This window comes from Umezawaea endophytica (genome assembly GCF_025061645.1).
Taxonomy (GTDB): domain Bacteria; phylum Actinomycetota; class Actinomycetes; order Mycobacteriales; family Pseudonocardiaceae; genus Umezawaea; species Umezawaea endophytica.
Map to the genome: position 1 here is coordinate 42,931 of NZ_JANYMP010000043.1, position 12,532 is coordinate 55,462.

The 12,532-nt window shown below is 71.2% G+C and carries 11 protein-coding genes and 1 tRNA gene; 8 read left to right on the forward strand and 4 right to left on the reverse strand.

Translation table 11 applies throughout. The features are described from left to right. The first annotated feature begins 15 nt into the window (after positions 1 to 15). From NZH93_RS46070 to NZH93_RS46080, 3 genes are all read left to right on the forward strand, one after another. Positions 16 to 486: a hypothetical protein gene (locus NZH93_RS46070; protein WP_259629693.1), complete on the forward strand. Its 471-nt coding sequence runs from the start codon at positions 16 to 18 to the stop codon at positions 484 to 486. 67 nt (positions 487 to 553) lie between these two features. After that, the gene (locus NZH93_RS46075; RefSeq protein ID WP_372507013.1) at positions 554 to 2,653 is read left to right on the forward strand and encodes a bifunctional MFS transporter/dTMP kinase; all 2,100 of its coding nucleotides are present in this window, start codon (positions 554 to 556) and stop codon (positions 2,651 to 2,653) included. Beyond that, complete coding sequence (locus NZH93_RS46080) at positions 2,650 to 3,852, forward strand: DNA polymerase III subunit delta' (RefSeq protein WP_259629695.1); 1,203 nt, start codon at positions 2,650 to 2,652, stop codon at positions 3,850 to 3,852. Before NZH93_RS46075 ends, NZH93_RS46080 begins: the two co-directional genes overlap by 4 nt. Here the strand turns inward: NZH93_RS46080 and NZH93_RS51130 are convergent. The 3 genes from NZH93_RS51130 to kduI are packed head-to-tail and all read right to left on the reverse strand — an operon-like array spanning position 3,849 to position 6,167. Continuing rightward, positions 3,849 to 4,595, reverse strand: coding sequence for an IclR family transcriptional regulator (locus tag NZH93_RS51130; RefSeq protein ID WP_259629696.1), 747 nt, complete (start codon positions 4,593 to 4,595; stop codon positions 3,849 to 3,851). The genes NZH93_RS46080 and NZH93_RS51130 overlap by 4 nt on opposite strands. Next, positions 4,592 to 5,326: an SDR family oxidoreductase gene (locus tag NZH93_RS46090; RefSeq protein WP_259629697.1), complete on the reverse strand. Its 735-nt coding sequence runs from the start codon at positions 5,324 to 5,326 to the stop codon at positions 4,592 to 4,594. The genes NZH93_RS51130 and NZH93_RS46090 overlap by 4 nt, the downstream gene beginning before the upstream one ends. 13 nt (positions 5,327 to 5,339) lie before the next feature. Continuing rightward, positions 5,340 to 6,167: a 5-dehydro-4-deoxy-D-glucuronate isomerase gene (gene kduI, locus NZH93_RS46095; protein ID WP_259629698.1), complete on the reverse strand. Its 828-nt coding sequence runs from the start codon at positions 6,165 to 6,167 to the stop codon at positions 5,340 to 5,342. Between the two features lie 157 nt (positions 6,168 to 6,324). Between kduI and NZH93_RS46100 the strand changes: the two genes are divergently transcribed. After that, the gene (locus NZH93_RS46100) at positions 6,325 to 7,923 is read left to right on the forward strand and encodes an L-lactate permease (RefSeq protein ID WP_259629699.1); all 1,599 of its coding nucleotides are present in this window, start codon (positions 6,325 to 6,327) and stop codon (positions 7,921 to 7,923) included. Positions 7,924 to 7,925: 2 nt separating this feature from the next. Then, positions 7,926 to 9,128 (forward strand): glycoside hydrolase family 88 protein, encoded by a 1,203-nt coding sequence (locus tag NZH93_RS46105; protein ID WP_308214309.1) that lies wholly within the window; start codon positions 7,926 to 7,928, stop codon positions 9,126 to 9,128. A gap of 45 nt (positions 9,129 to 9,173) precedes the next feature. Here the strand turns inward: NZH93_RS46105 and NZH93_RS46110 are convergent, their stop codons facing one another. Then, on the reverse strand, positions 9,174 to 10,985 hold the full coding sequence (locus NZH93_RS46110; protein ID WP_259629701.1) for a hypothetical protein: 1,812 nt from the start codon (positions 10,983 to 10,985) through the stop codon (positions 9,174 to 9,176). Positions 10,986 to 11,105: 120 nt separating this feature from the next. On the opposite strand from NZH93_RS46110, the gene NZH93_RS46115 reads away from it, so the two are divergent. The 3 genes from NZH93_RS46115 (at position 11,106) to NZH93_RS46125 (ending at position 12,506) form a co-directional block, all read left to right on the forward strand. Beyond that, positions 11,106 to 11,179, forward strand: a tRNA-Thr gene (locus NZH93_RS46115). An 81-nt stretch (positions 11,180 to 11,260) separates the two neighbouring features. Beyond that, a complete protein-coding gene (locus tag NZH93_RS46120) occupies positions 11,261 to 12,067 on the forward strand; it encodes a transglutaminase-like domain-containing protein (protein WP_259629702.1) in 807 nt (268 codons plus the stop codon). Positions 12,068 to 12,128: 61 nt separating this feature from the next. Further along, entirely contained in the window at positions 12,129 to 12,506 is a 378-nt protein-coding gene (locus NZH93_RS46125; protein WP_259629703.1) for a hypothetical protein, read from the forward strand. Positions 12,507 to 12,532 lie beyond the last annotated feature (26 nt).

The following is a 12,532-nucleotide window of genomic DNA, read 5'->3' on the forward strand; positions in this document are numbered from 1 at the left end:
CCTCAGGGGGTGGCGGTGCCTGGACCACGAGAGTTCGGACCCGACGGGACTCAGGCCCCGCCGCCACCACCCGTGTACCCGGACGCCCTCGCGGGTCTGGTCACGGGGGAGACCCGGTACCGGCCGAAGGCCGTCGTGCCGCCCGCCCCGGCGTTCGTGCCGGTCGTCCCGGACCCGGAGCTGGCCCGCCAGGCGATCCGGACGGCGATGCTGCACGAGCAGCGGGCCCGGCCGGTGCGCGCCCGCCAGCCGCTGCCCCCGCAGATGCAGGTCAGCGCTCACCGCGTGCAGTACCAGGCACCGGTGGCGCCGACCCCGTTGGCGCACCCGCAGGCGACGTCCCCGCAGCGGATGCCGCAGACCGAGCGGCCCAAGTCGCGGGGTTCCGCGTTCGGTGGTTGCCTGGTGGCGTTGCTGATCATCGGGTCGGTGTTCTTCAACGTCATCCGGCAGGTCGTCGAAGCGTTGTTGGACGCAATCCGCTGACTGTGCGCACCCGCCGGGTCGGCCGCGGTTAGGCTGATCGGTGGGTGGCCTACAGGGGGTGGACAACATCCAGGACAGCGACAACGCAGGTCAGCTCGATTCGGGCGGGGCAGGCGCGGCTTCGGCGACCCACCGGTTGCGCAGCGTGTTGGCGATCAGGCCGTTCAGGCGGCTGTGGGGTGTCACTTACCTGTGCAGCGTCGGTGACTGGCTGTCACTGCTCGCCCTGACCGGCCTGGTCACGAAGCTGGCCGAGGGCTACGGCTGGGAGGGCTTCGCGCTCAGCGCCGTCGTGCTGACCCAGTTGCTGCCCGGCATCCTGTTCGCGCCGCTCGGCGGGGTGCTGGCGGACCGGTTCGACCGCCGCAAGGTGATGGTCGCGTGCGACCTGGCCCGCGGCGGGCTGTTCCTGTCCATCGCGTTCGTCGGCGCGGCGTGGTGGCTGTTCATCGCCAACTTCCTCGTCGGCTGCTGCGCGATGCTGTGGATCCCGGCCAAGGAGTCCGCGGTCCCGAACCTGCTGCGCAGGCCGGACCAGGTGGAGTCGGCCAACCAGCTCGGTCTGGTGATGACCTACGGCATCTCCACGATCAGCGGCTTCGGCCTCTACGCGCTCATCTCCGGCATCCCCGGCTACCTGCACCTGACCAGCGACAACGTCGTGTTCCGGGTGGCCATCATCGCGGTCGTCGTCAACGGCCTGCTGTACATCACCTCGGCGGTCCTCGTCGCGACGCGCATCCCGGAGCTGTCCGGCCGGGCGACGGCGGCGAAGAAGAAGGAGAGCGCCGAGGACAAGGTCGGCTTCTTCGCGATGATGCGCGACGGCCTCCGCTACGCCTGGCGGACCCCGCTGGTGCGCGGCCTGGTGATCGGCATGATCGGCGCGTTCGCCGCGGCGGGCGCGGTCATCGGCTGCGCCAAGCTGTACGCGCTGAGCCTCCTCGGCGGCGACAGCGCGTTCGCCCTGCTGTTCATCGCGGTCTTCATCGGCCTGGCCAGCGGCATGGCCCTGGCGCCCCGGTTCGCCCGCCGCCTGACGTACAACCGGCTGTTCGGCCTGACGATCGTCTGCGCGGGCCTGAGCCTGGTGATCGTCTCGCTGGCCCCGCACCTGTGGATCGCGCTCATCGCGGTGGCCATGGTCGGCGCGTGCGCGGGCATCGCGTTCCTCACCGGTCTGACGATCATCGGCTCGCAGGTCGAGGACTCGATGCGTGGGCGCATGGTCGCGCTCGTCCAGTCCCTGATGAAGATCATCCTAGGCCTGTCGACGGTGGTGACGCCGCTGCTGGTGACCGTGTTGAAGCCCCGCACGATCACCCTGTTCAACCACCCCATGAACGTCGACGGCACCCGTCCGGTCATGTTCGGCGCGGGCGTGCTGGCCGCCGTCGTGGGGCTGATCGCCTACCGGCAGATGGACAACCGGCGGATCGAGCCGATCCTGTCCGAGCTGTTCGCCGCCATCCGGGGCAAGTCGAAGTCGTCGGCGGGCCTGCTCATCACGGTCGAGGGCGACACCCGCCAGGACACCAGCGTCCAGGCCCGCAGGCTGGCCGAGGCGTTGCGCGCCGAGGGCCACGAAGTCCTGCTGGCCAGCGACCCGGACCTGGACGAGCACCGCCTCCGCAGCATGCTGTCCACGGTGGACCTGGCGGGCGTCCGCGCCCACGCGCTGGTCGCCGCGGCGGTCCGGGCCGACGTGGTCGAACGCGAGGTGCGGCCCGCGCTCGAGAGCGGCGCGCTGGTCGTGATGGAGCGGTACGTCGACAGCCCGCTAGCCCACTTCAGCGCGGTCGGCAGCGTCCAGCCCGCTGAGGTGGAGGGCCTCGTCGACTGGGCCACCGGCCGGTTGCGGCCGGACGTGACGATCCTGCTGGACCGCTCACCGGTGACGATGCCCGTCGACGCGCTGAACGAGACCGTCTTCGGCAAGCCCGCCAAGCGGCCGTTCGACAACATCGAGCACCATTGGCGCGTGCAGCGCCTCCTCACCGAGATGGCGTCCGCCGACCCCGACCGCTACGTGGTCGTGGACGCGGACGGCACCGAGGACGAGGTCGCCGAACGCGTGCGCGCCGCGGTCCTCCCGCTGTTCGCGGAACGCCGCGTCCCGGAGGCGCCCCAGCCCGTCGAGGCCCAGCCCGTTGTGGAGAGTTCATGAACACGAGCGTGTGGGCCGACGTCGTCGGCCAGCCCGCTGCCGTCGAGGTCCTGTCCGCCGCGGCCGAGGCGGCGGCGACGATCGTCGCGGGCGGCACCCCGGCTCCGGGCACGATGACCCACGCCTGGCTGTTCACCGGCCCGCCCGGCTCCGGCCGTTCGGACACCGCGAAGGCGTTCGCCGCGGCCTTGCAGTGCACGACGGTCGACGACCGGCCGGGCTGCGGCGACTGCCCCGGCTGCCACACCACGGTCGCCGAAACCCACGCGGACGTCAGGTTCGTGGCCCCGGAGGGCCTGTCGATCTCGGTCGCGGAGATGCGCGCGCTCGTCCAGGCCGCCGCCCGCAGGCCCACCGGTGGCCGCTGGCAGGTCGTGATCATCGAGGACGCGGACCGGCTGACCGAGGGCGCCGCCAACGCCCTGCTGAAGGCCGTCGAGGAACCGCCGGACCGCACGGTGTTCCTGCTCTGCGCCCCCTCCGACCACCCGGACGACGTCTCCGTGACGATCCGCTCGCGGTGCCGGATCATCCCGCTCGGCTCGCCGAGGCCCTCCGCCATCGCGGACGTGCTGGAGCACCGCGACGGCGTCTCCGCCGAGGTCGCCCAGTGGGCCGCGTCGGTGTGCGCGGGCCACGTCGGTCGCGCGCGCAGGCTGGCCACCGACGAGCAGGTCCGCAAGCGCCGCGAGTCCGTGCTGCGCATCCCGCTGGCGGTCCGCCGCGCCCAGGACGTGTTCACCTGCGCCGACCAGCTCGTGGCCGCCGCGGAGGGCGACGCCACCACGGCCAACGAGTCCCGCAACGAGGACGAGCGGGCGGCGTTGGAGACCGCGATGGGCGCGGGCGGCACCGGCAAGGGCACCGCCGCCGCCACCCGCGGGGCCAAGGGCGCCATGAAGGACCTGGAGAAGCGGCAGAAGTCCCGCGCCACCAGGACCCAGCGCGACTCCTACGACACGGCCCTGGTCGACCTGGCGGGCTTCTACCGCGACGTCCTGGTCACCGCCACCGGCTCCCCGGCCAGGCTCAACCACCCCGACCGCGCCTCCGACGCCCGCACGGCGGCGGACACGTGGACCCCGGAGTCCACGCTGCGCAGGCTGGAAGCCGTCCTGGCGTGCCGCGACGCGCTGGAGATGAACGTGAAGCCGAGGATCGCCATCGACGCCCTGGTCACGGCCCTGCACCGGGGCTAGGCGTCCACGTACCCCAGCGCGGTCGACACCGCTCCGGCGGCCAGCAGGACGCGCGGGCCCAGTGCGGCCAGTTGGTCCATCGTGTGCTCCATGGCCAGGGTGGACGCCGAGATACCGCCGACGACGGCGCCGGTGTGGTCGCGGATCGCGGCGCCGACGCAGCGGATGCCGATCTCGTTCTCCTCGTCGTCGAAGCCGTAGCCGACGCGGCGGGCCTCGGCCACCTCGGCCCGCAGCCGGTCCTCGGTGGTGATGGTCTTCGGCGTGCGGCCGGTGAGCGTGACGCGGGCGACCAGCGCGTCGAACTCGGCGGGCGCCAGTGACGCCAGCACGGCCTTGCCGATGGCCGAGCAGTGCACGGACAAGCCCATGCCCAGCCGGGACGGCATCCGGTAGGGCTTATCGGCCTCGACCTTGTCCACGTAGACGAGTTCGTCGCCGACCAGCATCGCCAGGTGGACGGTGCACAGCGACTCCTCGCGGAGGGCCCGCAGAGCGGGGCGCGCCCGTTCCACGGTGTCCACCGGCCGGAGCACCTTCCCGGCCATCACCAGCACCTTCGGGCCCGCGAGGTAGCCGCCGTCGGACCGGACGGCGGCGAAACCCCGGTCCACCATGGCTTGCAGCAGCCGGTGCACGGTCGACTTGGGCAGCCCGGTGACCCGCGCGATGTCGGTGATCCGCGAGTGGTCGGCCAGCGCCTCCAGCACGGCCAACGTCTTCTCCACCGCGGTGTCCGTCACCGGCCCAGCCACCCGCCGTCAACGACGAGCACGTGCCCGTTCACGTAGTCCGACGCCCGCGAGCTGAGGAACACGGCCGCGCCGACCACGTCCTCCGGCGTGCCCCACCGGCCGGTGGGTATCCGGCCTCGGATCGCGGGCTCACGGCCGGGATCGGCGCGCAGGTCCGCGGTGTTGTCGGTGGTGATGTATCCGGGAGCGATCGCGTTCACCTGCACATTGTGCGGTGCCCACTCGTTGGCCAGCGCCTTGGTCAGGCCCGCGACCGCGTGCTTGCTCGCCGAGTACGCCGGAACCGTGACGCCGCCCTGGAAGCTGAGCAGCGACGCGACGTTCACGATCTTCCCGCCACCGCCGTCGAGCATCCGCCCGCCGACGACCCGGCTCAGCTCGAACACCGAGTCCAGGTTGACCGACAGGACCCGCCGCCAGTCGGCCAGTGACACGTCCGCCGCGGGTTCGCGGTGGATCGTCCCGGCGTTGTTCACCAGCACGTCGATCCGGCGCTCGGCGAGCACCGGGGCCACCGCGCGTTCGACCGCGGTCGGGTCGGCGAGGTCGACGACGACGGTGTCCACCACGGCGTCCGGCACGTCGCCGAAGTCCGCGGATCGCCCCAGCAGCACCAGGTCCGCGCCCGCGTCGGCCAACCCGAGCGCGATGGCGCGGCCGATGCCGGAACGCGCGCCGGTCACCAGCGCGGTCCGCCCGCGCAGGGAGAAGAGGTCCACGGGGCTCCTCGGCTCAGCGGAGATCGGTCACCGCGACGGGTTCCACGTCGTCGTAGGCCTGGTTCTCCCCGCCCATGGCCCAGACGAACGAGTACGCGTGCGTGCCGGCTCCACTGTGGACGGACCAGCTCGGCGAGATCACCACCTCCTCGTTGCGCACCACCAGGTTCCGCGTCGCGTGCGGTTCACCCATCAGGTGCACCACCCGGTGCTCGTCCGGCAGGTCGAAGTACAGGTAGGCCTCCGTGCGCCGGTCGTGGGTGTGCGGCGGCATCGTGTTCCACACGCTGCCGGGCGCCAACGTCGTCATGCCCAGCACGAGCTGGCTGGACCGGATCCCGTCCGCGTGCACGAACTTCCGGATCTCGCGGACGTTCGACGTGGACTGGTCGCCGAGGTGCAGGGCGTCAACATCCTCGTACCGCGCGACTTCCGTGGGGAACTCGGCGTGCGACGGCGTGGAGAACAGGTAGAAGCGCGTGCCCTCCTCGGCGGCCTGGAAGCGCACGACGGTCGCGCCCCGGCCGACGTACGCGCAGTCGCGGGCGTCGAGCTTGTGCTCGGTGTCGTCGACGGTGACGCTGCCCGAACCGCGGACCACGACGACCGCCAGTTCCCGCCGGGCCAGGAACGTGTCGGCCCGCAGCGCGTCGGCGGGTTCCAGCTCCAGCGGCGTACCCGGCAGGGGGGAGGCGCCGCCGACCACGACGCGGTCCTCGTGCGAGTAGACGAGCTTCACCTCCCCGGCGACGAACAGGTCCTCGACGAGGAAGCGCTCCCGCAACTGGTCGGTGTCGAGCGCGGCCAGGGCGGACGGATGGGTCGCGTGCCGGATTTCCATGGCGGTGATGCCTTCCGATCGTGGCTGTGCGGTGACACTATGTGCTCGGTCCGTTCATGGAACTACGTTCCGCCGGATGGAACAAGTGTGGTCTCGTCACTTCGCCGCCGCCGGTGACGAGTCGGTCCGCAGTGCGCCCGGAAGGCGGCGGTAGACGATGTACCAGCAGAACCCCGACCCAACGGGGTCCCTACTCCTGTCCGCGCTCCTCGCCCTGATCCCCCTGGTCACGGTGCTGGTGCTGCTGGGCGGCCTCAGGTGGAAGGCGCACTGGGCGGGCCTGACGGCGCTGGCGCTCTCGCTCGGCATCGCCGTGGCCGTGTACTCGATGCCGCTGGGCACCGCGCTCAACTCCGCGGCCTTCGGCGCCGCGACCAGCGTGCTCGTGGTCCTGTGGATCACGTTCAACGCCATCTGGATCTACGACCTCACCGTCGAGAGCGGGCACTTCACCGTGCTGCGCCGGGCGTTCAGCTCGATCAGCGACGACCCCCGCGTGCAGGCGATCGTGATCGCCTTCTCGTTCGGCGCGCTCCTGGAAGCGCTCGCGGGCGGCGGCGGACCGGTCGCCATCTGCTCGGTCATGCTCATCGCGCTCGGCGTCGCCCCGATGAAGGCCGCCGCGCTCGCGCTCGTCGCGGACACCGCGCCCGTCGCGTTCGGCGGCATGGGCAACCCGATCACCGTCCTGGGCACCGTGACGGGCCTGCCCGCCGAGCAGTTCGGCGCGATGGCGGGCCGCCAGGTGTCGCTGCTCGCGGTGCTGGTGCCGTTCGTGCTGGTGTTCATCGTCGACGGCAGGCGCGGCGTCCGCGAGGTGTGGCCGATCGCCCTCGCCGCCGGGCTGTCGTTCGGCGTCACGCAGTACCTGGTGTCGAACTTCGTGTCCTACAAGCTGTGCGACATCATCGCGGCCGTCGTCTCGGTCGGCGCGGTGATCGCGGCGGTCCGGCTCCGCAAGCCCGCGGGCGTGCCCGTGACCGTCGGCGGCGGTTCGCCGGACGACACCCGTGACGACTCCCGGCGTGACGTGGCCGTCGCGTTCGCCCCGTACGCGATCATCGTGGCCGTCTTCTCGCTCGCCCAGGTCACCGCCGTGAAAACGCTGCTGGAGAAGGCGACCACGAAGTTCGCCTGGCCGGGCCTGCACATCACCGGCGCGAACGGGAAGCCCGTCGCGACGGTGTACACGCTCAACCCGCTGTCGGCGACCGGCACGCTGCTGCTCGTCTCCGGCCTGCTGTCCCTGCTCGTGCTGCGCGTCGGGCTCGGCAGGGCCGTCGCGATCTACGGTCGCACGATCCGCCGCTTTGGTTGGGCGATCCTCGCGATCCTGGCCGTGTTCGCCCTGTCCTACGTCATGAACTTCTCCGGCCAGATCACCACGCTCGGCGTGTGGCTCGCGGGCACGGGCGCGTTCTTCGCGTTCCTGTCACCCGTGGTGGGCTGGTTCGGCGTCACGATCACCGGCACCGACGCGGGCTCCAACGCCCTCTTCGGAACCCTGCAAACCACTGCCGCCCAACAACTCGACGCGTCCCCGTTCCTGTTCGGCGCCTCGAACAGTTCCGGCGGCGTCATGGCGAAGATGATCTCGCCCCAGAACCTGGCGATCGGCACCGCCGCCGCGGGCCTGGTCGGCAAGGAAGGCGAACTCTTCCGCCGCGTCTTCGGCTGGAGCCTGCTCCTGCTGCTCCTCATGTGCGTCCTGGCCTACCTGCAATCAACGCCGATCCTCGGATGGATGGTCCCATGACAATGTCCCGCCGTACCTTGCTGACCTCGGCCGCCGTCGCGGCCGGAACCACCGCCGTGACGGGAGGAACCGCGTTGGCGCAGGAGCCCGTGCCCGGTCCGGAAGCGTTGCGCGGCGCGCTCGACTACGCCGTGTCGAAGGTGCGCGTCACCGGACCGGCCATCACGACGTTCCCCGAGATCACCAGGGCCGAGAGGTGGACCTACGTCGCCGACGGCGGCTGGGTCGGCGGCTTCTGGCCGGGAACGCTGTGGATGGCCTACCTCGCGAGTGACGACGCCCAGTTCAAGACGCTCGCGCTGGCGGCGTCCGAGCGGTTGTCGCCGCGCAAGGACGTGGCCCGCGACCACGACATGGGCTTCCTGTTCTACCCGTCGTGGGTCACGGCGTGGCGGCTCACCGGCGACGTGAAGTGGCGCGACGGCGCGATCAAGGCCGCCGACGGGCTGATCGGCAGGTTCAACGCGGCCGGGCGGTTCATCCGGGCGTGGGGGTCGCTGAGTTCCCCCAACGACGCGGGCCGGTCGATCATCGACACGATGATGAACCTCGACCTGCTCGCGTTCGCCTCGAAGGAGACGGGCGACCGCAAGTACCTCGACATCGCCATCGCCCACGCGAAGACGACGCAGACGCACTTCGTCCGCCCGGACGGTTCGACGCCGCACGTCTTCGACTTCAACCCGACCACGGGCGCCCCGATCGGCCAGAACACCGTGCAGGGCTACAGCCCGACGTCGGCGTGGTCGCGCGGGCAGGCGTGGGCGATCTACGGGTTCACCACGATGTACCGGCGCACCAACGACGCGTCGTTCCTCGCCACCGCGCGGAAGCTGTCGGACTTCGCGCTGGGCCAGCTCACGCCGGACCACGTGCCGGTGTGGGACTACCGCGCACCGCAGGCGCCAAACGACATCAAGGACTCGTCGGCGGGCGCGATCATGGCCGCGGGCCTGCTGGACCTGGCCAAGGCGTCCGGGAGGAGCCAGTACCGGGACTCCGCGCTGCGCATCCTGCACGGCCTGACCAGGGACTGCCTGACGAAGAAGTCGACGCGGGCGGAAGCGGTGCTGGCGCGCGGAACCCGCAACCGGCCGTCGGAGGACGGGGTCGAGGTTTCGCTGCCGTACGCGGACTACTACTTCATGGAGGCACTGCTGCGGGTGCTCAAGCCCGCCGAGATCTCGCGCGCCATCGGCCTGTGAGGACGTGAACCGGGTGGGGAGGCGTCGGGGCCTCCCCACCCGGCTCTAGTCCTCAGTTTTGGGCTTGGGATCGGCCTCGGGTTCGGTCACGTCTTCCGGCTCTGCGACTTCCGGCTCTGCCTCGGGTTCGGCGACGTCCTCCGGCTCGGTGACTTCCGGCTCGGTGTTGTCGGGCTCGGCCACGTCCTCCGGCTCCGCCTCGGGCTCGGTCGCCGTCACGACCTCCGTCGCGCCGACCAGCGCGGGCTCGCGGCGACGGGCGCCCGGCATCGCGGAGACGATCACCACACCCGCCAGCAGCAGCGCCGTGCCGAGCCAGAAGATCGGGATCGTCTTGTAGGCCGCCGTCGTGTACGCCAGCGGGATGGTCGGGCGCGGCTGGCCCGGCGGCGGTGGTTGCGCACCGGCGGGAGGTGTCGTCGTGCCGCAGACCACGCCGCCCTCCGGTGCCGCGGCGCGCACGATCTGCTCGCCCAGCGACACCTGCGCCAGCGCGGACGGCAGGTTCGGCAGGCCGAGGGCGTCCGTCGGCAGCAGTTGCAGGTCCAGCAGCCGGGCCGTGGCGCCGAGCATGAACCCCTTGATCGTCGGACCGCCCTGCGTCAACGGGCCGTTCAGCGCCTGCTTCTTCTCGTTGAACTGCGCGATCTGGAGGCGCAGCACCCCGATGTCGAGCTTCTTGAGCTCGGCGGGCACGTCACCGCCGTTCGGCAGGATCCCGCCGATGATCGGCAGCTTCGGCAGTTCGGGCAGGCCCGCGATCGGGATGCCGATCGGGATCTCCAGCTTCGGGTTGGCCGCGTCCAGCGTGCCGAGCACCTTGCCGCCCTGCGTCACCCGCAGCACCGGCGCGGTGTAGGTGATCGTCGACGTCGCCTCGACGCCCGTCGCCAGCGCCACCAGCGTCGGCTGGCTCACCACGTCGATCCGGACCTCCATCGGCGTGCCCGCGAGCAGTCGCACGCTCGCCGCCTGGAGCGTCGACGTGGTCTTCACGGCCTTGTTCGCCGAGTCCGGCAGGTCGACCAGCTCCACCGACGACCGCGCCGCCATCGTCTCCGGCAGGCTGAGCAGCGACCCCTTCTCGCCCGTGTCGGCGGTGCCGGACAGCAGCCCGCCGAGCTGGCTGAGCGGCGCGGTCAGGCCCTTGAGCCCGTCGATCAGCGACTGCTTCGCGGCCGCGTCCAGCTTCGGCGTGTCCTGCGTGAGCATCCCGGTCAGGTCTGGCGACGACGGCAGCGTCGGGATCGCGTTCAGCACGGACAGGCTCGCCAGCGACGTCTTCGCCTCGCTCAACGGCTGCACGCACGGCCCGAGCCGGTCGTCCCACCGCGCGTGCACGGCGCCCTCCAGGCCCTTCACCGTGAGCAGCGCGTCCAGCGGCGTCTTCGGCAGCGCCAGCCCACCGCTCAACCCCGCGGCGTTGTCCGGCGACGCCGTCTGCGCCAGCGACCCCGGCGTCTGCGGCGCCCGCCCCTGCACCGCGAACCCGAGCGGAGACGCCTGCGCCACCGACCGCTCGAACGCCAGGTACGCCTCGGTGTTCACCTGCGCGCTCGCCAGCCCGACACCCAGCTCCGCGGCTGACTGCTTGGGCAACTCCTCCCCGAAACCGGGCAGGATCGTGTTCGTCGTCGTCGACTCCGGCGCCAACCGCACGACCGCCAACCCCGTCCCCGCATCACCCACCGCGTGCGCAAGCGATTGCGGCCCGTTCGGCGCGGACACCGGCGGCTGCCCGGGACTCACCGGCCCCGGCACCGGCGTCGTGACCGGCTGCGCCAGCGCGGGTGCCGCGCAGAGCGCGAACAACGCCGCGGCGGTGGGCACGGCCAACACGAGCCGGCGTCTGCGCATGTGGGAAGTCCTCCTCGACGATGAAGAGCGCGACCCCGTGGTGAGCGGCGTCACGAGAAGACTAACGAGGGGGACCCCTGTCGGTGACGGTCTTGGCGTCAGCTATAGTTATCGCGTCTCGCCGCCTTAGCTCAGTCGGCTAGAGCGGTTCACTCGTAATGAACAGGTCATCGGTTCGATTCCGATAGGCGGCTCTGGTGAGATACGAGTCAGGCCCGGTCGCGTTCGTGCGACCGGGCCTGATGCTTTTGCGGGTTTCGTCGTAGCATCGCTCGATGGGGAAGATCGACTACAGCGCTCCCGGACCGTTCACCTCGCTCGGCGAAGCCGCGGGTTCCGTGGTTGCCGCTGATCCGCTGGAGATCTGCGAGCCCGTCCACGCCCTCTTCCTGCACCCCGACGAGCAGCCGGGGAAGGACATGCCCGCTGAGCGGCAGGTGGAGAAGAACGTTCGGCCCGCGGGGGCGTTGGCGCGGTTGTTGTTGGCGCTCGACCCGGCGCCGTTGACCGAGGCGCGGGTTGCGGAGAAGCGGGTTGTGGGGACGTGCAGGCACTTCGCGGTGATGAGTTGTGCGCTGCTGCGGGATCGGGGGGTGGCCGCGCGGGTGCGGTGCGGGTTCGGGATGTACTTCGAGGTCGGGTTGGGGATGGATCACTGGGTGACGGAATTCTGGGCCGGGGGGCGGTGGGTGCGGGTTGACACGGAGATCTTCGGGCAGGAGCGGGGGGTCGACCCGCGTGATCTGAAGCCGGGGGAGTTCCTGACCGGGGGCGAGGCGTGGAGTGCTTACCGGCGCGGTGAGGTGGACGGGGCGAAGTTCGGGGTGCCCGGTACGGAGAACTGGGGGCCGTCGGAGATCCGGGGCAACGTCGTGCGGGACCTGGCGGCGTTGAACAACGTGGAAACCCTGCCGTGGGACGAGTGGGGGCGGATGGCGGAGGCCTACGAGGGGAAGACCGGGGCGGACTACGACGAGCTGCTGGACGAGGTCGCCGTCGTGTGCGCGGGGGACGACCTGGACGCCGTCGCCGCGCTCTACCAGCACCCGGACCTGCGGGTGCCCGACGAGTTGATCAGGTAGGCGGAACCGAACCGCGCCCGTGCCCGTTGACCTGGTGGCACCGGGGGAAGGTCGTGGGGACATGCCGTTGAGCGCAGTGGTCCGGGAACGCTGCAAGGCGCTGCTGCCGCCGGGCACCGAGATCCGCTACCTGTTCCCGGCCGTGGCGAGCACGGTCGTGGGGATGCCGCTGTTCACCAAGCCGTTCATCTTCGTGGTGACGGACGAGAACATCGTCATGCTGGCGTGTAGCTGGCTGAGCCACAACCGGCCGAAGTCCGTGCACTGGACGTACGAGCGGAGCTTGCGGCTTGGACCGGTGGACACGACGATGGACCCGGTGTTCACCGTGGACGGCTCGCCGTTCCAGACCTGGGACGAGTACATCTCGGTGATCGCGGCGGCGGACGCGGAGACGACGAGGGACTCGTTCCCCCCGGACCCGCTGCCGGACCTCTAGACCGGGGAACCCCCGGCGATTCCGGG